The organism is Pseudocitrobacter faecalis (assembly GCF_965231525.1).
Classification (GTDB): Bacteria; Pseudomonadota; Gammaproteobacteria; order Enterobacterales; family Enterobacteriaceae; genus Pseudocitrobacter; species Pseudocitrobacter faecalis.
On sequence record NZ_CBDDNJ010000002.1, the window covers coordinates 540,756 to 560,515 of the forward strand.

The 19,760-nt window shown below is 54.7% G+C and carries 14 protein-coding genes; 10 read left to right on the forward strand and 4 right to left on the reverse strand.

The features are described from left to right. Positions 1-2: 2 nt before the first annotated feature. The 3 genes from ACOXYR_RS03225 to queF form a co-directional block, all read right to left on the reverse strand. The gene (locus ACOXYR_RS03225; RefSeq protein WP_108476339.1) at positions 3-1,292 is read right to left on the reverse strand and encodes an HAAAP family serine/threonine permease; all 1,290 of its coding nucleotides are present in this window, start codon (positions 1,290-1,292) and stop codon (positions 3-5) included. 563 nt (positions 1,293-1,855) lie between these two features. Further along, complete coding sequence (gene ppnN / locus ACOXYR_RS03230; protein ID WP_108476340.1) at positions 1,856-3,220, reverse strand: nucleotide 5'-monophosphate nucleosidase PpnN; 1,365 nt, start codon at positions 3,218-3,220, stop codon at positions 1,856-1,858. A 542-nt stretch (positions 3,221-3,762) separates the two neighbouring features. Then, a complete protein-coding gene (queF, locus tag ACOXYR_RS03235) occupies positions 3,763-4,608 on the reverse strand; it encodes an NADPH-dependent 7-cyano-7-deazaguanine reductase QueF (RefSeq protein WP_407731509.1) in 846 nt (281 codons plus the stop codon). 68 nt (positions 4,609-4,676) lie between these two features. Between queF and syd the strand changes: the two genes are divergently transcribed. The 8 genes from syd (at position 4,677) to ACOXYR_RS03275 (ending at position 13,229) form a co-directional block, all read left to right on the forward strand. Continuing rightward, complete coding sequence (gene syd, locus ACOXYR_RS03240; protein WP_189623939.1) at positions 4,677-5,222, forward strand: SecY-interacting protein; 546 nt, start codon at positions 4,677-4,679, stop codon at positions 5,220-5,222. A 681-nt stretch (positions 5,223-5,903) separates the two neighbouring features. Further along, positions 5,904-6,233 (forward strand): YqcC family protein, encoded by a 330-nt coding sequence (locus ACOXYR_RS03245; RefSeq protein ID WP_108476344.1) that lies wholly within the window; start codon positions 5,904-5,906, stop codon positions 6,231-6,233. Further along, positions 6,233-7,009: a tRNA pseudouridine(65) synthase TruC gene (gene truC / locus ACOXYR_RS03250; protein WP_421356362.1), complete on the forward strand. Its 777-nt coding sequence runs from the start codon at positions 6,233-6,235 to the stop codon at positions 7,007-7,009. The genes ACOXYR_RS03245 and truC overlap by 1 nt, the downstream gene beginning before the upstream one ends. Before the next feature lie 21 nt (positions 7,010-7,030). After that, the gene (locus ACOXYR_RS03255; protein ID WP_108476346.1) at positions 7,031-7,474 is read left to right on the forward strand and encodes a flavodoxin; all 444 of its coding nucleotides are present in this window, start codon (positions 7,031-7,033) and stop codon (positions 7,472-7,474) included. Positions 7,475-7,953: 479 nt separating this feature from the next. Next, on the forward strand, positions 7,954-9,312 hold the full coding sequence (gene gudP, locus ACOXYR_RS03260) for a galactarate/glucarate/glycerate transporter GudP (RefSeq protein WP_108476347.1): 1,359 nt from the start codon (positions 7,954-7,956) through the stop codon (positions 9,310-9,312). Further along, on the forward strand, positions 9,309-10,664 hold the full coding sequence (locus ACOXYR_RS03265; RefSeq protein WP_421356363.1) for an enolase C-terminal domain-like protein: 1,356 nt from the start codon (positions 9,309-9,311) through the stop codon (positions 10,662-10,664). The genes gudP and ACOXYR_RS03265 overlap by 4 nt, the downstream gene beginning before the upstream one ends. Continuing rightward, the gene (gene gudD / locus ACOXYR_RS03270; RefSeq protein WP_421356374.1) at positions 10,665-12,005 is read left to right on the forward strand and encodes a glucarate dehydratase; all 1,341 of its coding nucleotides are present in this window, start codon (positions 10,665-10,667) and stop codon (positions 12,003-12,005) included. A gap of 84 nt (positions 12,006-12,089) precedes the next feature. Then, on the forward strand, positions 12,090-13,229 hold the full coding sequence (locus tag ACOXYR_RS03275; RefSeq protein WP_108476350.1) for a glycerate kinase: 1,140 nt from the start codon (positions 12,090-12,092) through the stop codon (positions 13,227-13,229). 115 nt (positions 13,230-13,344) lie between these two features. On the opposite strand, the gene barA is transcribed toward ACOXYR_RS03275, so the two are convergent. Continuing rightward, entirely contained in the window at positions 13,345-16,098 is a 2,754-nt protein-coding gene (gene barA, locus ACOXYR_RS03280; protein WP_421356364.1) for a two-component sensor histidine kinase BarA, read from the reverse strand. Between the two features lie 56 nt (positions 16,099-16,154). Here barA and rlmD point away from each other — a divergent pair, with 56 nt between their 5' ends. Then, complete coding sequence (gene rlmD / locus ACOXYR_RS03285) at positions 16,155-17,453, forward strand: 23S rRNA (uracil(1939)-C(5))-methyltransferase RlmD (protein WP_421356365.1); 1,299 nt, start codon at positions 16,155-16,157, stop codon at positions 17,451-17,453. Between the two features lie 50 nt (positions 17,454-17,503). Next, positions 17,504-19,738 (forward strand): GTP diphosphokinase, encoded by a 2,235-nt coding sequence (relA, locus tag ACOXYR_RS03290; RefSeq protein ID WP_108476353.1) that lies wholly within the window; start codon positions 17,504-17,506, stop codon positions 19,736-19,738. Positions 19,739-19,760: the final 22 nt, after the last annotated feature.

Here is a 19,760-nt window from a genome sequence, read left to right on the forward strand (position 1 = left end):
GATTAGCTGAACAGAGAGTAGAAGATAGCGGAGATAGCAATCAGACCCATAACCACAACGAATACGTTGCTGATGTGGCCGCTGTATTTACGCATCGCCGGTACTTTCTGAATTGCATACATCGGCATCAGGAACAGAATCATCGCGATAACCGGGCCGCCCAGGGTTTCAATCATACCCAGGATGCTTGGGTTCAGGGTTGCCACAATCCAGGTGGTAACCAGCATGAACAGCGCAGTGATTTTGTTCAGTTTGTTGATTTCGATGGATTTGCCTTTGCCACGCAGAGACTTAATCACCATCCCGTTGAAGCCTTCACGTGCGCCCAGGTAGTGGCCCAGGAACGATTTCGTGATAGCGATAATCGCGATGATTGGCGCCATCCATTCGATGAAGGAGACGTTAAAGTGGTTCGCCAGGTAAGACAGAATCGAGATGTTCTGTGCTTTCGCCGCCGCCAGGTCTGCCGGAGTCAGGCTCAGTACGCAGCTGAAGACGAAGAACATTACGGTCAGCACCATCATGATGTGCGCGCAAGCCAGGATTTTAGAACACTTCTTCTCAGCACCCTGACCGTACTCTTCACGTTTCGCGACGGCGAAAGAGGAGATGATCGGTGAGTGGTTGAAGGAGAAGACCATAACCGGGATTGCCAGCCACAGTGTCATCCACAGACCGTTACCGGTAGAGGTCGCAGAGCTCAGGGACAGGGTTTCCAGCGCCGCGCCGTTCCACTGTGGGATGAGGTACAGAGCCAGTAGCATCAGGGCTGCTACGAACGGGAACACCAGAATACTCATCGCTTTAACAATCATCTGCTCGCCGAAGCGCACGATGGTCATCATACCGACGATCAGAATCAGCGACAGAATCGCACGCGGCGGAGCAGTCATCTGCAGCTGGTGCGTCATGAAGCTTTCTACGGTGTTGGTGATGGCTACGCTGTATACCAACAGAATCGGATAGATAGCGAAGAAGTAGAGCAGGGTAATCAGTTTACCTGCGCCCACGCCGAAGTGTTCTTCAACCACTTCCGTGATGTCTTCACCCGGATTTTTACCGGACAGCACGAAGCGGGTCAGACCGCGGTGTGCGAAGAAGGTCATTGGGAAGGCAAGAATGGCCATGATAATCAGCGGGATCATACCGCCGACGCCTGCGTTGATCGGCAGGAACAGAACGCCCGCGCCGATTGCTGTACCGTACAGACCCAGCATCCACATGGTATCTGTTTTGCGCCATCCGCTAGCGGATTGTGTTGACGCGATGGTGCTGGTTTGAGTGCTTTCCATCTGTATCTCCTGGAGGACTAAAATTGCCGGTTTTTAGTTAAATCCAATGGAATTAAGACCGACAGTAATATGAAATCTTTTCAGTGACGGTTTTTTTATGATTTTCCACCCATCACTACGACGGGGCGGAAAGATACATTTAACTGATGAATCTATCAGTGATCATGATCCCAAATGTAATAATTCACTCCTCTTCGCTGTGTTTGCAGTTCATCTGCCTGTGATTGTTATTTAGGCGGAAATTTATGGGCGCGAAAGCTAGCATTAGCAGTATGGTTGGTAAATAGGCAGGAGTGTAAATACGCGGATTGCACTAATAAAAGTATTAAAAATAGCGTTTTAGACGGTTTATTTCTCTTTGTTGTTAATAATTCACGCTTTGGTCTTCAGGCAAACGCCCGGGATTGAGTGATTAACAATAAGGAATTGTTGTCATTTTTAGTTCAACGCCATTAGATGAAGTGAGGGGATAAACGTAACGGGGTGGCGTTTTATGCTAATAGATTCAACGGCCAGGAAGGGATAAGTCGCCCGGCAGGCGGGCGACATGGTGGCAGGCTTTATCAGGCCATGATTTCGTAGCAAGGGATATAAGCGGAGCCTGGCAGCTTCATACGGTGCTGGGCGACAAAGCCCTGCAACAGATCATCCATGCGGCGCATCATCGCTTTGTCGCCGTGGATTTTGTACGGCCCAAACTCTTCGATAGCCCGAATACCTACTTCCTTCACATTACCGGCGACGATACCCGAGAAGGCGCGGCGCAGGTCAGCGGCGAGGACTTCAACCGGCTGGTCCGGATAAAGTTTCAGGTTCGCCATGTTTTCGTGGGTCGGTTCGAACGGCATCTGCAGATCTGGCGCGATTTTAATCGACCAGTTAAAGCTATAAGCATCACCCGTATCACGGCGGTTTTCTTTCACCAGCGGCATCGCTTTCTTCATCTGACGGGCCACTTCCGCGGCGTCGTCGATGATGATTTTGTAGTGACGACGCGCGCTTTCACCCAGCGTATGGACGATAAACTCATCCAGCACGCGGAAGTAATCGGCGCTCTCTTTCGGCCCGGTAAGGATGAGCGGTAGCACCTGATTTTTGTTCGCCGGGTTCATCAGAATACCAAGGAGATACAGCAGTTCTTCCGCTGTACCGACGCCGCCGGGGAAGATTATGATGCCGTGCGCAATCCGAACAAACGCTTCGAGACGTTTTTCGATATCCGGCATGATAATCAGCTCGTTAACCAGCGGGTTAGGTGGCTCAGCGGCGATGATTGACGGTTCAGTCATGCCAATAAAACGGCCTTCTTTGTAACGCTGCTGTGCGTGACCAACCGCCGCACCTTTCATGGGCGCTTCCATTGCACCAGGGCCGCAGCCGGTGCAGATATTCAGTTCGCGCAGGCCAAGCTGATTCCCCACGCGGCGCGCGTAGAGGTACTCGTTTTCGTTAATCGAGTGACCGCCCCAGCAAACGACCATACTTGGCGCTTCGCCGACGTGTAGCGCACGGGCGTTGCGCAGAATGCTGAAGACCAGGTTAGTAATATGCGTAGAGCTTTCCAGATCAAGATTCGGGAAGCGTACGGTGTTGTGGATTTGGCCATAAACGAACAGGATATCGCGCAGAACGGCAAACAGGTTGGCCTGCAGCGAGCGAATAATATGGCCATCAACAAACGCCTCTTCTGGCGGGTTGATGAGTTCCAGCTTCACGCCGCGCTCGCGGCGCAGCACGTTAATATCGAAATTCTCAAAACGGGACAGCAATTCTTTACTGTTATCGGTCAGGCTGCCTGAATTCAGTACCGCCAGCGAGCAGTTACGAAACAGATGGTACAGGTCGCTGCTGGCCGTGCGTTTAAGCATGTCGACTTCCAGCTGCGACAACATATCCATTGAGCCAAGCGGGCTAATATGTGTAATCAAGTGAGCTCCTTACGGGACGAGAATCGTCTTCCCTGCTGATTACAATAGCCTTGCCTGTAGGAATACTACAACCATCCTGTGTGGGAGAATGGTTGCAAATTGAGAAATTATTTAGGTTTGTGAGGAGCTTCCCCTCACCCCGGCCCTCTCCCACAGGGAGAGGGAGAAAACTGCGCTGAACGTAACAAGGTGCACAATCACTCCTCCTTCCCACAGGAAGAGGGAGAAAACTACGCTGAACGTAACAATGTGCACAATCAGTCCTCCTTCCCACAGGGAGAGGGAGAAAACCGCGCTGAACGTAACAATGTGCACAATCACTCCTCCTTCCCACAGGGAGAGGGAGAAACTGCGCTGAACGTAACAATGTGCACAATCACTCCTCCTTCCCACAGTGAGAGGGAGAAAACTGCGCTGAACGTAACAATGTGCACAATCACTCCTCCTTCCCAGAGGGAGAGGGAGAAAACCGCGCTGAATGTAACAAGGTGCACAATCGGTCCCCTCTCCCCGTGGGAGAGGGTTAGGGTGAGGGGGGGAACTTACTGCCTGACCAGTCGCCCAATAGCTGGCACAAAGTCCGTATTCGAACGCCATGGGTTGATATCTAACCCGCCGCGACGGGTATAGCGTGCATAAACGCTCAGGCTTTCCGGCTGACAGAAGCGCAGAATATCGCTGAAAATACGCTCGACGCACTGTTCGTGGAACTCGTTATGGTGACGGAACGACACCAGATAACGCAGCAGTTTTTCGCGGTCAATCTGCGGCCCGCGATACTGGATTTGCACGGAGCCCCAGTCTGGCTGGTGGGTAATCAGGCAGTTGGATTTCAGCAGATGACTAACCAGCGTCTCTTCCACTTTTTTGCTGCCAGTGGAGTTCAGCAGGTAATCGGCATTGAACTGATAGTTATCAATCTCGATATCCTGATTATCAATGCAGGTGCCGTGGAAGTGGGCGATAGGCTGCCCTTCAATTTCATCCAGACGATAAAGCGAAACGGTGACGTCTCCCTGTGCGCAGGCGCTGAGATCGCGCTCCAGTGTTTGGCGAACATCGTCCCATGATCCAAAACGCGTCTGGTTAAAACTGTTCAGGTACAGCTTAAAGCTTTTGGACTCAACCAGATTGACGGTGGTGTGGCGCAACTCGACGTGACCGACGGCCACCTGCGGCAACCCTTTGGCGTTGAGCCAGGAGAGCTCATACAATGTCCAGATATCGGCGCCGTGGAATGGCAACGCATCGGCACGCAGGCCCAGCGGATCGCGATTCAGGCTACGCGGAACGCCCTGTAATAATCCGGCATCGTAAGTGTCGCGGTAATCCGTTGATTTACCGAGCGTCAGGCCCGTCAGCGCCTGATGATTATCATAAGAAGACATGTTTCACCGTTATAAAGCAGGTAGACTATGCGCCAAGTGTAACCTGACTAACCAGAAGAGAGAAATCGGTGGACCTTCAGACCGCAGAAGCGCTTAAAGCCTTTACCCAACGTTATTGCGACGCCTGGCAGCAGCAGAATCACTGCTGGCCGCGCAGCGAAGAGCTGTTTGGCGTAGCGTCTCCCTGCATCGTCAGTACCACCGACGACGCGGTTTTTTGGCAACCGTTGCCCTTTAGCGGTGAGCAGAATGTAAATGCCGTTGAACGTGCATTGGACATTGTGGTACAACCACCGCTTCATACTTATTATACCACTCAGTATGCTGGCGACATGGAAGCCCGTTTTGCCGGACAACGACTGACGCTGCTACAGGTATGGAGCCCGGACGATTTTCGCCGCGTGCAGGAGAATCTGATTGGTCACTTAGTCACTCAGAAACGCCTGAAGCTATCACCAACGCTTTTCATTGCCACGCTCGACAGTGAACTGGACGTGATTTCCGTCTGTAATCTGACCGGCGAAGTGCTTAAAGAGACGCTAGGCACCCGTAAGCGCCAGACTCTCGCCCCCTCTCTTGAGAGCTTCCTCACTCAACTAGACCCCGATTTGTAATCCACTTTGCCCGAGAGCTTGTGAGAGATCTCTTACAAGCCTTGTAGGAGATCGCCAGGCTGTAAGTAGGACAGCGACTGAAGCATTATTATGTTTTCCTTATAAATCAGCTTATTAAGATTTTTCTTAGGCTCTTTCATATGAAAATCTCCTTACAGGATTGCCTGAAGAGCCCTTGTAAGACGGGGCGGAATAAGCGATTCTATGTCCGTCGACAAGGAGTCGCACAGTGAAGTGAACATCAGGATGATGACACTTCAAACAGGACACACCAGGACGGTGCTTCAGGGATAGGCCTCAGGATGAGGTAAGTGGATACGCCAGGATGGTGTAACAAGGATAGGCTTCAGGACGAGGCAAAAGGATAACGCAGGACGCGTTAAAGGACACCTCCAGGATGGAGAATGAGAGCCAGACAGGATGCCTGGTGGAGCAAGAAGTTCAGGACATACTCAGGGATTGGGTAGATTCGCATCGGGGTGGTGTGAGCAGGACGCAACAGTTTACGGATGAACAGGCCGCAAGGCCGCAGGAAAAGTTGTCACGGACGAGCAGGGAGCACGAAAAGTAGCTGGAATGCTGCGAAACGAACCGGGAGCACTGTTTATACAGTGCTCCCTTTTTTTGTTTTGCGTCCGGCTGGTGTATCCTGCACGCGATTTCGTTTCCATCGAGGTACCCATGACACTTCACGATAACCTGCGCGAACAACTGCAAGCCATTGAAGCGATGCTGCGCCTGCATCAACACTGGCAGGACGAAGCGCCGCATGAAAGCAAATTTACCAGCGACCAACCGTTTTGCATGGACACGCTGGAGCCGCTGGAGTGGTTGCAGTGGGTATTGATTCCGCGCATGCATCAACTGCTGGATAACGGCCAACCGCTGCCGCAAAGTTTTGCCATCGCGCCGTATTATGAAATGGCGCTGGATGCACAGCATCCGCAGCGCGATATCATCCTGATCGAGCTGCAAAAGCTGGACGCCTTCTTTGCTGATGACGCTCACTGATGGTGGAAATTATTTATCAGGATGAGTGGCTGGTGGCCGTCAATAAACCTTCCGGCTGGCTGGTTCACCGCAGCTGGCTCGATCGCGACGAAAAAGTGGTGGTGATGCAAACGGTGCGCGACCAGATTGGTCAGCACGTGTTTACTGCCCACCGCCTCGATCGCCCGACCTCCGGCGTTCTGCTGATGGGGCTTTCCAGCGAGGCGGGGCGTTTGTTGTCTCAGCAGTTTGAGCAGCATCAAATGCAGAAACGCTATCACGCTATCGTACGTGGCTGGCTAATGGACGATGCGGTGCTTGATTACCCGCTGGTGGAAGAACTCGACAAAATCGCCGATAAATTCGCGAAAGAGAACAAAGATCCGCAGCCTGCGGTCACACATTATCGCGGACTGGCAACAGTCGAAATGCCGGTCGCTACCGGGCGCTACCCAACGACCCGTTACGGGCTGGTTGAGCTGGAACCGAAAACCGGACGTAAACACCAGTTGCGCCGCCATCTGGCGCATTTGCGTCATCCCATTATCGGTGACAGTAAACACGGTGATTTGCGTCAGAACCGCAGCGCGGCGGAACATTTTGGCTGCCAGCGCCTGATGCTGCACGCCAGTTCCCTTTCGCTGACGCATCCGTTTACCGGCGAACCACTTACGCTGCGCGCCGGGCTTGACGACACCTGGATGCAGGCCTTGTCACACTTTGGCTGGCGCGGGCTTCTCCCCGATAACGAAAGGGTTGAGTTTGTTGCCAACAGCGGTCAGGATGAGATCATCTGAAAGTAAACAGGGAGTTAAATCATGGCTGAAGTAGGGATTTTTGTTGGCACCATGTATGGCAATTCGCTGTTAGTCGCTGAAGAAGCGCAGGCGATCCTGGGCAATCAGGGCCATACCGCCAAGGTGTTTGAAGACCCGCAGGTCAGCGAATGGGAAGAGTACGTCGGCAAATATGTACTGGTGGTGACCTCCACAACCGGGCAGGGCGATTTGCCGGACAGTATCATGCCGCTGTTTAACGATCTCAAAGATATGTATCAGCCACATCTGCGCTACGGCATTATTGCGCTGGGTGACAGCACCTACGCTAATTTCTGCGGCGGCGGGAAAACGTTTGATGCACTGCTACAGGAACAGGGCGCGCAGCGCATTGGCGAAATGCTGATGATCGATGCCAGCGAAGACCCAGAACCAGAAGGCGTGTCGAACCCGTGGGTTGAGCAGTGGGCAACGTTGCTTAAGTAAGGTGTCGCCCTCTCCCTACGCAGAGGGCGCTCCCTTAAATCGCCAGTTCGCTGCACCAGCAGCTTTCACTATTTTATTCCTCATTTTCCCCATCTGCTTCAGGCGAATGCCAATATTTGCCTAATTAATAAAGTCTTAGCGCAGGGCGTTTTCACTGCGTCAAGAGAGCCGTTTCACATTCTGCCTTTCCCGATGCTTATTACACACGCTTCCCGCAAAAGGTTTTCATTTCCGTGAGGTACCTTCCAGCGCGTTGTGCAGAAGCCATAAATCTCTTTTATTTACCGCGTGAATGCTGTGAAGATGCACGGTGAGCCACAGGTGACCTCTTTTTATACTTCCTGAGCCAGTTATAAAACGCAGTCAGCAAGACATAACGATACGCTGCGATAAAAACACAAATACGTCATTCTGATTACCCTACAGGTTGTGCTGTTCAGAGTGAATGTAGCCGAAAGCTATAATTCAGGAGTACAACAATGAGTTCATTAAGTCAGGCTGCGAGCGGGGCGGAAAAGCGCACCAATGCTCGTTACTGGATAGTGGTGATGTTGTTCATCGTCACGTCCTTCAACTACGGCGACCGCGCCACCTTGTCTATCGCCGGCTCGGAGATGGCGAAAGATATTGGCCTCGATGCGGTGGGTATGGGTTACGTTTTCTCCGCATTCTCATGGGCCTATGTTATCGGTCAAATACCGGGCGGCTGGCTACTTGACCGCTTCGGTTCGAAACGCGTCTACTTCTGGTCAATCTTCATCTGGTCGATGTTTACGCTTCTGCAGGGCTTCGTCGATATCTTCAGCGGGTTTGGTATCATCGTCGCGCTGTTTACCCTGCGTTTCCTGGTCGGTCTTGCGGAAGCGCCTTCCTTCCCCGGTAACAGTCGAATCGTCGCGGCATGGTTCCCGGCACAGGAGAGGGGGACGGCAGTAGCGATTTTTAACTCCGCACAGTACTTCGCCACGGTTATTTTCGCGCCGATCATGGGCTGGTTGACTCATGAGGTGGGTTGGTCGCACGTCTTCTTTTTCATGGGCGGATTGGGGATCGTCATCAGCTTTATCTGGCTGAAAGTGATCCACGAACCCAATCAACATCCGGGTGTGAACAAAAAAGAGCTTGAATACATCGCGGAAGGCGGCGCGCTGATCAATATGGATCAAAAGGGCGCAAAGGCGAAAGTACCGTTAAGCGTTAAGTGGGGGCAAATCAAGCAGTTGCTGGGCTCACGTATGATGATTGGCGTTTATATCGGCCAGTACTGCATCAACGCCCTGACGTATTTCTTTATCACCTGGTTCCCGGTTTATCTGGTGCAGGCGCGCGGCATGTCGATTCTGAAAGCGGGATTCGTGGCCTCTGTCCCGGCGATTTGCGGCTTCGCGGGCGGCGTGCTGGGCGGCATTATCTCCGACTGGCTGATGCGTCGCACAGGCTCGCTGAATATCGCCCGCAAAACCCCGATCGTGCTCGGTATGCTGATGTCGATGGTGATGGTGTTCTGTAACTACGTGAACGTTGAGTGGATGATCATCGGCTTTATGGCGCTGGCCTTCTTCGGTAAAGGGATTGGCGCGCTGGGGTGGGCGGTGATGGCCGATACCGCACCGAAAGAGATAAGCGGTCTCTCCGGCGGTTTGTTCAATATGTTCGGCAATATTTCCGGTATCGTCACGCCAATCGCAATTGGCTATATCGTGGGTACCACGGGCTCGTTTAACGGTGCGCTGATTTATGTTGGAGTGCATGCGCTGGTGGCCGTGTTGAGCTATCTCGTGCTGGTCGGTGACATTAAACGTATCGAACTGAAACCTGTTGCGGGGCAAGCATCATGACAACGCAATCCAGCCCGATCATCACCGATATGAAAGTCATTCCCGTCGCCGGGCATGACAGTATGCTGCTCAATATTGGCGGCGCGCATAATGCCTATTTCACCCGTAATATCGTGGTGCTGACCGATAACGCCGGGAATACCGGCGTGGGGGAAGCGCCTGGTGGTGAAGTGATTTACCAGACGCTGGTGGATGCCATTCCGATGGTACTGGGGCAGGAAGTAGCCCGGTTGAATAAAGTGGTTCAGCAGGTGCATAAAGGCAACCAGGCGGCAGATTTTGACACCTTCGGCAAAGGCGCGTGGACGTTTGAGCTGCGGGTTAATGCTGTGGCAGCGCTGGAAGCGGCACTGCTCGACCTGCTTGGCAAGGTGCTCAATGTCCCGGTTTGTGAACTGCTGGGCCCAGGTAAGCAGCGTGATGCGGTGACGGTACTGGGCTATCTCTTCTACGTCGGTGACCGTCGCAAAACGGATTTGCCGTATCTGGAAAGCACGCCCGGCAATCATGACTGGTATCATCTGCGTCACCAGGAAGCGCTCTCCAGCGATGCGGTGGTGCGTTTGGCGGAAGCCTCGCAGGATCGCTATGGCTTTAAAGATTTCAAACTGAAGGGCGGCGTGCTGCCGGGGGAACAGGAAATTGAATCGGTGAAGGCGCTGAAAAAACGCTTTCCGGATGCGCGTATCACCGTCGATCCCAACGGTGCCTGGTTGCTTGATGAAGCCATCTCACTGTGCAAAGGTCTCAATGATGTCCTGACCTACGCGGAAGATCCGTGTGGCGCCGAGCAGGGCTTTTCCGGGCGCGAAGTGATGGCGGAATTCCGCCGCGCAACTGGCCTGCCGGTTGCGACCAATATGATTGCCACCAACTGGCGCGAAATGGGCCATGCGGTGATGCTCAACGCAGTAGACATTCCGCTGGCAGACCCGCACTTCTGGACACTCTCCGGCGCAGTGCGTGTCGCGCAACTGTGCGACGACTGGGGGCTGACCTGGGGTTGCCACTCCAACAACCATTTCGACATCTCGCTGGCGATGTTTACCCATGTGGGCGCGGCAGCACCCGGTAACCCGACGGCGATTGATACCCACTGGATCTGGCAGGAGGGCGATGCGCGCCTGACCAAAAATCCGCTCCAGATTACCGACGGCAAAATTGCCGTTCCCGATGCGCCCGGGCTGGGCGTAGAGCTGGACTGGGATCAGGTACAAAAGGCACATGACGCCTACAAAAGACTGCCGGGCGGCGCGCGTAATGACGCCGGCCCGATGCAGTATCTGATCCCCGGCTGGACATTCGACCGCAAACGTCCTGTTTTCGGCCGCAACTCATTAAAAAAGGACTGAATCATGTCTCAACATTCAACGCCAGTTGTTACTTCCATGCAGGTCATCCCGGTTGCGGGCCACGACAGTATGCTGATGAACCTGAGCGGGGCGCACGCGCCGTTCTTTACCCGCAACATTGTGGTGATTAAAGACAATTCCGGCCATACGGGCGTGGGGGAAATCCCTGGCGGCGAGAAGATCCGCACCACGCTTGAAGATGCGATCCCGCTGGTAGTCGGTAAAACGCTGGGCGAATACAAGAACGTCCTGACGCAGGTGCGTAATACCTTTGCCGATCGTGATTCCGGCGGCCGTGGGCTGCAAACCTTCGACCTGCGTACCACCATTCATGTGGTCACCGGTATTGAGTCCGCGATGCTCGACCTGCTCGGTCAGCATCTGGGCGTAAACGTGGCTTCCCTGCTGGGCGATGGTCAGCAACGTAGCGAAGTGGAAATGCTCGGCTACCTGTTCTTCGTCGGCAACCGCAAAGCGACACCACTACCGTATCAGAGCCAGCCGGATGAAAAGTGTGACTGGTATCGCCTGCGCCACGACGAAGCGATGACCCCGGATGCGGTCGTGCGCCTGGCGGAAGCGGCGTATGAAAAATATGGTTTTAACGACTTTAAACTGAAGGGCGGCGTGCTGGCCGGGGAAGAAGAGGCCGAGTCGATAGTGGCGCTGGCGAAACGCTTCCCACAGGCGCGCGTCACGCTCGATCCGAACGGCGCCTGGTCGCTCAACGAAGCGATTAAAATCGGCAAATATTTGAAGGGCGTGCTGGCGTATGCGGAAGATCCGTGTGGTGCGGAGCAGGGCTTCTCCGGACGTGAGGTGATGGCGGAATTCCGTCGTGCCACCGGCCTGCCGACTGCGACCAATATGATCGCCACCGACTGGCGTCAGATGGGCCACACGCTTTCGCTGCAATCTGTCGATATTCCGCTGGCGGACCCGCACTTCTGGACTATGCAGGGCTCGGTGCGCGTGGCGCAGATGTGTCATGAATTCGGCCTGACCTGGGGCTCACACTCCAACAATCACTTTGACGTTTCGCTGGCGATGTTCACCCACGTGGCCGCTGCCGCGCCGGGGAATGTGACTGCGATTGACACTCACTGGATCTGGCAGGAAGGGAATCAGCGCCTCACCAAACAACCGTTTGAAATCAAGGGCGGGATGGTGCAGGTGCCGACTACGGCAGGCCTGGGCGTGGAACTCGATATGGACCGCGTTATGCAGGCCAACGAGTTGTATAAGAAACACGGGCTGGGCGCACGCGATGACGCGATGGGCATGCAGTATCTCATCCCGAACTGGACGTTCGATAATAAGCGCCCTTGCATGGTGCGTTAATCAAAATGCCGATCCCTGCCGGGGTCGGCATTTTTTCTGATTCAGATGTAAGATCATGGCACTCCCGACGCATAAGGACAGCCAATGAAGATTGTAATTGCCCCGGATTCATACAAGGAAAGCCTGAGCGCGCTGGAGGTGGCGGGAGCCATCGAGCGGGGTTTTCGCGAAGTTTACCCCGACGCGGATTATCATCAACTTCCCGTTGCGGATGGCGGTGAAGGCACCGTCGAAGCGATGGTTGCCGCTACTCAGGGGCGCGTCGTCGAAGTCGAGGTTACCGGCCCGCTGGGCGACACGGTGCAGGGTTTTTACGGCTTGTCTGGCGATGAGCAGAGCGCTTTTATTGAAATGGCGGCGGCAAGCGGGCTGGAGCTTGTTCCGACGGACAAACGCTGCCCGCTTACCACAACGTCCTGGGGAACTGGGGAACTGATTCGCCACGCCTTAGATGCGGGCGTAAAGCATATTATTATTGGCCTCGGCGGCAGCGCGACCAATGACGGCGGCGCAGGCATGGCCCAGGCGCTGGGCGTCAAGTTGCTGACCGCGGATAACCAGGCCATTGCCCCGGGCGGCGCAGGGCTGGAGACGCTGGAACGTATTGATATCAGCGAACTGGATGCACGGCTGGCTGAGTGCCGTATTGAAGTCGCCTGTGACGTCACCAACCCATTGACGGGCGAAGAAGGCGCTTCCGCTGTGTTTGGCCCGCAAAAAGGCGCTACGCCCGAGATGATTACCCGCCTTGATACGGCGCTTGAACATTACGCGCAGTGCGTGAAACGTTGTCTGGATATTGACGTGCTGACGCTGGAAGGCGGCGGTGCGGCGGGCGGTATGGGGGCGGCGCTGTACGCCTTCTGCGGCGCAGAGCTTCGCCCTGGCATCGAAATTGTCACCGACGCGCTGCATCTCGACAAGCTGGTGGCTGACGCTGATTTGGTGATTACCGGGGAAGGGCGTATCGACAGTCAGACCATTCACGGCAAAGTACCGGTAGGTGTGGCACGCGTGGCAAAGCGCTATAACGTACCGGTCATCGCGATTGGCGGTAGTCTGACGCCGGATGTCGGCGTCGTGCATGAGCATGGGTTAGATGCGGTGTTTAGCGTGCTGTATCGTATCTGCACGCTGGAAGAAGCCTTGCGGGATGCCGAAGATAATCTGTTTATGGCGGCGCGGAATATCGCGGCGGTGTTGAGGATGGGAGAAAGGTTGTAGTTTTTTCCCCTCACCCCGGCCCTCTCCCACAGGGAGAGGGAGAAAACCCGCACAATTCTACGATATTAGCACGGTCTGTCCCCTCTCCCTTAAGGGAGGGGGCGATAGCAAGCACTCACCCCAACATCTTCTTCGTTTCGCGCGTCACGTTATCCATCTCATCCAGCAATTCCAGGAACTCCGGCTCCAGATCTTCCGCCGGCGTACCGTTGCGCAGTTGCCCTTCAATCAGATGACATAAGTGCTTCAGGCGCGGCACGCCGCTGTAGCCACAACTACCGTGCAGTTTATGGATGGCATCCACCAGATTTTCCGGTTCTTCACCCACCAGTTGCTCCTCTACCTTATTACGCACCTCTGGCAGGAACGCGACCAGCATTTGCAGCATCTCGCGTGCAAGATCTGGTTTATACGCGGCCTGACGCAGTGCCAACTGCCAGTCGAGCGTGGTATTGAGATCGATAGCAGGTTCTATGGGTTCAGACGCCGTCGGCAGTGCCGCCGCAGATAGCCCCGGTTTATACCGCAGCAGAAGATTATGCAGCTTATCCTCTTCTATCGGTTTTGCCAGATAATCGTTCATGCCCGCGCTCAGCAGCTTTTCTTTCTGCCCGGCCATCGCGTGCGCAGTTACCGCAATCACTGGCGTTTGCTGTTGATGCGGCAACTGGCGAATCAATTCACAGGCGCGAATGCCGTCGATATCCGGCATCTGAATATCCATCAGGATCAGGTCAAACTGCATTTCCCGGGCGCGTTCAATGGCCTGCTTGCCGCTTTCACACAGCTCAACGTGCTGTACCTGATCGCTGAGCAGGGCACCGATAAGCTTAAGATTCGCCGGGTTATCGTCCACCGCCATCACCGTCATGGCGAGACGCGAATCGTTGTCCTGCGGGATGAGCGCCGGCTCGGTAAGGTGACAGAAATCCGTAAGCGCGGGCAGCAGACGCGTGGAGGTGAGCGGTTTGAGCAGACAGGCCGCCGCCCCCTCTTTTTTCAATGCTTCGGCATCCACCTGCGCGTGGCACGGCAACGCCAGCAGAAGATAATCGGTCATGGCGCGCGCCTGGGCGAGTTTCTCTCGATGGTGCGCAAGATCGCGAACCGACACCGGAATCGCCGCCAGCATCATATCGTAATGCTCAACGGGAAGTGCAGAGAAGGTCTGGCTGTAAATGACTTCCAGCGGCGTTGAAGCCAGCATATCCAGCGTGGCCTGGGCCGCCGCGGCATTGGCTTCCACATACGCCAGGCGTTTGCCTTTCAGGCACTGTGTGGAGGGCCCGTCGGAGATCACATTCGGATTCAGATCCAGATTAATATTGAACCAGAAGGTTGAACCACGATTGGGTTGGCTGTGGAAGGAGATATCTCCGCCCATCTCTTTCACCAGTTTCTGGGTGATCACTAATCCCAGCCCGGTGCCGCCGTGGCGGCGAGAAATACTGGCGTCGGCCTGACGGAATGCCTGGAACAGCCGCGACTGATCGCGCTCTGGAATGCCAATTCCCGTGTCGCGAATTTGCACTTCGATTTGCACTTTGTTGTTGCTAAGCGCGCGTTTCTCAACCAGCACGTCAATGTTGCCGTGCTCGGTAAATTTAATCGCGTTGCCGACCAGGTTGGTGATCACCTGCTGTAAGCGTAGCGGGTCGCCAATCACGTTATCCGGCACATCGTTTTTGATATTGAGGGTCAGCTCCAGCCCTTTATCATGAGCGGAGTGGGCAAGCAGTGTCACCACTTCATCCAGCGAGTTACGCAGCGGGAACGGAATGCTTTCCAGAATCAGTTTACCGGCTTCCAGTTTCGAGAAGTCGAGCACATCGTTGATGATCGCCAGCAGGTTATTCGCCGAACGCTCAATGGTATTCAGGTGGTCACGCTGAGTGGGATTCAGCTCGCTTTTCAGCGTCAGACGGGTAAAGCCGATGACGCCGTTGAGCGGGGTACGCAATTCGTGCGACATGTTGGCAAGAAACTCAGACTTAATGCGCGCCGCTTCCTGGGCGCGCTTTTTGGCGAGATCCAGCTCAACGTTTTGAATCTCCATCTGCTCCAGCGTCTCACGCAGGTCTGAGGTGGCCTGGTCGACGTTGTGCTGCATCTCCTCATGATAGGCCGCAAGCGACATCGCCATCGAGTTAATGCCATTTTTCAGCATATCCAGCTCGCCCAGCATAAAGCCTTCCACGCGGCTATCGAGTTGTCCCCGGCGGATGCGGTCAACCGTGTTCACCATGTTGCGAATCGGCCCGGTTACGTCGCGCATCAAACGCCAGCCGAAGATCAGCGCTATACCGATACAGAACAGCATCATCACGCTGGAGATGAAAATCTCTTTGTACTGCTGAAGCCGCACGGAACGGAGATCCAGCTCCAGCGCGACGTAGCCCAACATATTGACTGGGGTTTTTGCCTCGGATTGCGGGGATTCATCCGGTGAATAATGTTCTGAGATAATCGGCGTGCGTAAAATCATGATGTCGCCGTGGCGCACGACGCTCAACCGCCGGGGGAACGGCTGCCCGTTGGGCAAGCGTAGTTCGGTCGGGTCGAGCTGATAGTTCGAGGTCACGAACAGTTTGTTATGTTCGTCATACACCGAAATTGCCCGCACGATATCCGAATGGCGGCGATGCAATACGCTGATGAGCTGGCCAATGGATTCGCGATTTTGCAAATTCATTCCATATTCGCTGGAAACGGCAAGCGGTTCGATAATGCTGGCGCCAGCGTCTTCGAGTTGACGCTGCAGGTCGTTATAGCGGTGAACGACAAAGAAGATGCTGAGCAGCAAACCGATGAGTACGGTCGGGGCCAGGATCAAAATCATCATGCGCGCACGCAGGCTGTAGTTGGTCATGAAGGTCCGTTGTGGGAGAATCAGGGTAATATGTTTGATTGAGAAAAATCTCTACGATGGCGCAATTCTACTCTGCAAAACGGCGCGTGACGACGCGCCAGATCATAACTGTGACAGTCAGCGACCTCGATCCCTTTGGTCAGGGTGTTGCGCGTCACAATGGTAAGGCGCTATTTATCAATGGATTACTTCCTGACGAAAGCGCGGAAATTACCCTGACGGAAGATAAAAAACAGTATGCCCGCGGGCAGGTAAAACGGCGCTTAAGCGACAGTCCGGCGCGTGAAAAGCCGCGTTGCCCGCATTTTGGCGTTTGCGGTGGGTGCCAGCAGCAACATGCCTCAATTGCACTACAGCAGCGCAGCAAACAGGCCGCACTGGCTCGCCTGATGAAGCGCGAAGTCGAAGAAGTGATTGCGGCCCAGCCCTGGGGCTACCGCCGTCGCGCGCGCCTGAGCCTGAACTATCAGCCTAAAACGCAGCAATTGCAGATGGGTTTTCGTAAGGCCAACGCCAGCGATATCGTCGATGTGGTGCAGTGCCCTGTTTTGGTGCCCACTCTTGAAGCATTGCTGGCGCCGTTGCGCGAATGCCTGAATACGCTGCAAGGCAAACGCAGCCTCGGGCATGTTGAGTTAGTGAGCGCTGACAACGGCCCTTTGCTGGTGCTTCGCCATACCGCGCCGCTGAGTGCGCAGGACAGAGAAAAACTGGAACGCTTTTCGCATTCTTCAGGTCTTTCCCTGTATCTCGCTCCTGAAAGCGAGATACTTGAACGTGTAAGTGGTGAAACGCCCTGGTATTCCTCAGACGGACTACGCTTAACGTTCAGCCCGCGCGACTTCATTCAGGTGAACGATGGCGTAAACCAAAAAATGGTTGCCACCGCGCTTGCATGGCTTGATGTACAGAAACAGGACCGGGTACTCGATCTGTTCTGCGGTATGGGGAATTTCACGCTGCCGCTGGCGAAACGCGCCGCCAGCGTCATTGGCGTAGAAGGCGTACCGGCGCTGGTGGCGAAAGGCCAGGAAAATGCAGCGCTGAATAATTTACAGAATGTCACATTTTTCCATGAGAATCTGGAAGAGGACGTGACGCGTCAGAGCTGGGCGAAACACGGTTTTGACAAAATTTTACTCGATCCTGCCCGCGCCGGCGCGCCGGGTGTGATGCAACATATTATAAAATTAGCGCCAACGCGGATGGTCTATGTGTCCTGTAACCCCGCTACGCTTGCGCGCGACAGTGAAGCGCTATTACGTGCGGGTTACCAAATTCAGCGTATGGCAATGCTTGACATGTTCCCTCACACTGGGCATCTGGAATCAATGGTGTTGTTTGAGCGTAAGTAATAATTGTGGCTTGTCGACTTCGACAGGCCCGGTCCCTTAAGGAGAGGACAATGGTTGCGGTAAGAAGTGCACATCTAAATAAAGCTGGTGAGTTTGACTCACAAAAATGGATCTCAAGTCTGGGAATTTCCAGCCAGCAGTCGTGTGAGCGCTTAGCCGAGACCTGGGATTATTGTCGACAGCACACTCAAAATCACCCCGACGCCGAGCTGCTGCTCTGGCGCGGTGTTGAAATGGTTGAGATTCTGTCGATGCTCAGTATGGATAACGACACCCTGCGCGCCGCCTTGCTGTTCCCGTTGGTGGACGCTAACGTTGTCTCTGAAGAGGTGCTGACCGAAAGCGCCGGAAAATCGGTCGTCACGCTAATTCACGGCGTGCGCGATATGGCGGCTATTCGTCAGTTAAAAGCCACTCACACGGATTCCGTCTCCTCCGAACAGGTTGATAACGTACGCCGCATGCTGCTGGCGATGGTCGACGACTTCCGCTGCGTGGTTATCAAGCTGGCAGAGCGCATCGCGCATCTGCGTGAAGTGAAAGACGCGCCGGAAGATGAACGCGTCCTGGCGGCGAAAGAGTGCACCAACATCTATGCGCCGCTGGCGAACCGACTCGGTATTGGCCAGTTGAAGTGGGAGCTGGAAGACTACTGCTTCCGCTATCTGCACCCGGCAGAGTACAAGCGCATTGCCAAACTCCTGCACGAACGACGTATCGACCGCGAACATTACATTTCTGAATTCGTTGAGCACCTGCGTGCGGAGATGAAAACCGAAGGTGTGAAGGCGGAAGTGTATGGGCGACCGAAACACATCTACAGCATCTGGCGCAAAATGCAGAAAAAACAGCTCGCGTTCGATGAGCTGTTTGATGTGCGCGCCGTGCGAATCGTCGCTGAGCGTTTGCAGGATTGCTATGCTGCATTGGGGATAGTGCACACTCACTATCGCCACCTGCCGGATGAATTTGACGATTATGTCGCCAACCCGAAACCGAATGGCTATCAATCCATCCACACCGTCGTGTTGGGGCCGGGCGGCAAAACGATTGAGATCCAGATCCGTACTAAACAGATGCATGAAGACGCTGAGCTGGGCGTCGCCGCGCACTGGAAATACAAAGAGGGCACGGCTGCGGCGGGCCCGCGTAGCGGCCATGAAGACCGTATCGCCTGGCTGCGTAAGCTGATTGCGTGGCAGGAAGAGATGGCTGATTCCGGCGAAATGCTCGACGAAGTACGTAGCCAGGTCTTTGACGATCGTGTCTACGTGTTTACGCCGAAGGGCGACGTAGTCGATTTACCGGCGGGCTCGACGCCGCTTGATTTCGCCTACCACATCCATAGTGATGTGGGCCACCGCTGCATTGGCGCGAAAATTGGCGGGCGCATCGTCCCGTTCACCTATCAGTTGCAGATGGGCGATCAGATTGAAATCATCACCCAGAAGCAGCCGAACCCGAGCCGTGACTGGCTGAACCCGAACCTGGGCTACGTTACAACCAGCCGCGGGCGCTCAAAAATTCACGCCTGGTTCCGTAAACAGGATCGCGATAAAAACGTGCTGGCCGGGCGTCAAATTCTCGACGACGAGCTGGAGCATTTGGGTATCAGCCTGAAAGAAGCGGAAAAACATCTGCTGCCGCGTTACAACTTCAACGATGTGGAAGAGCTGTTAGCGGCGATTGGTGGCGGCGACATTCGTCTCAACCAAATGGTTAACTTCCTGCAGGCGCAGTTCAATAAGCCGAGCGCGGCAGAAGAAGATGCGGCGGCGCTTAAGCAGCTGCAGCAGAAAACCTACGCTCCGCAAAACCGCAGCAAGGACAATGGTCGTGTGGTGGTAGAAGGTGTGGGTAACCTCATGCATCACATTGCCCGCTGCTGCCAGCCCATTCCGGGCGATGAGATTGTCGGCTTTATTACCCAGGGGCGTGGTATTTCCGTTCACCGTGCGGATTGCGAGCAACTGGTCGAACTGCGCGCGCATGCGCCAGAACGTCTGGTGGATGCCGTGTGGGGCGAAAGCTACTCGGCAGGTTACTCGTTGGTCGTGCGCGTCACCGCTAACGATCGCAGCGGCTTATTGCGCGATATCACCACCATTCTTGCCAACGAAAAGGTTAATGTCCTCGGCGTTGCCAGCCGCAGCGATACCCGGCAGCAGATGGCGACCATCGACATGACCATTGAAATTTACAACCTTCAGGTACTGGGCCGCGTGCTCGGCAAACTGAACCAGGTGCCGGATGTGATAGACGCACGACGTCTGCACGGCGGTTAATTTCCCGTAGGCCGGATAAGGC

What these genes read in the sequence shown, in the direction of transcription:
- ACOXYR_RS03225 (WP_108476339.1), bottom strand. Translation starts at nt 1,292, where the DNA reads ATGGAAAGCACTCAAACCAGCACCATCGCGTCAACACAATCCGCTAGC.
- queF (WP_407731509.1), bottom strand. Translation starts at nt 4,608, where the DNA reads ATGTCTTCTTATGATAATCATCAGGCGCTGACGGGCCTGACGCTCGGT.
- ACOXYR_RS03245 (WP_108476344.1), top strand. Translation starts at nt 5,904, where the DNA reads ATGACACTTCACGATAACCTGCGCGAACAACTGCAAGCCATTGAAGCG.
- truC (WP_421356362.1), top strand. Translation starts at nt 6,233, where the DNA reads ATGGTGGAAATTATTTATCAGGATGAGTGGCTGGTGGCCGTCAATAAA.
- ACOXYR_RS03255 (WP_108476346.1), top strand. Translation starts at nt 7,031, where the DNA reads ATGGCTGAAGTAGGGATTTTTGTTGGCACCATGTATGGCAATTCGCTG.
- gudP (WP_108476347.1), top strand. Translation starts at nt 7,954, where the DNA reads ATGAGTTCATTAAGTCAGGCTGCGAGCGGGGCGGAAAAGCGCACCAAT.
- ACOXYR_RS03265 (WP_421356363.1), top strand. Translation starts at nt 9,309, where the DNA reads ATGACAACGCAATCCAGCCCGATCATCACCGATATGAAAGTCATTCCC.
- ACOXYR_RS03275 (WP_108476350.1), top strand. Translation starts at nt 12,090, where the DNA reads ATGAAGATTGTAATTGCCCCGGATTCATACAAGGAAAGCCTGAGCGCG.
- barA (WP_421356364.1), bottom strand. Translation starts at nt 16,098, where the DNA reads ATGACCAACTACAGCCTGCGTGCGCGCATGATGATTTTGATCCTGGCC.
- rlmD (WP_421356365.1), top strand. Translation starts at nt 16,155, where the DNA reads ATGGCGCAATTCTACTCTGCAAAACGGCGCGTGACGACGCGCCAGATC.
- relA (WP_108476353.1), top strand. Translation starts at nt 17,504, where the DNA reads ATGGTTGCGGTAAGAAGTGCACATCTAAATAAAGCTGGTGAGTTTGAC.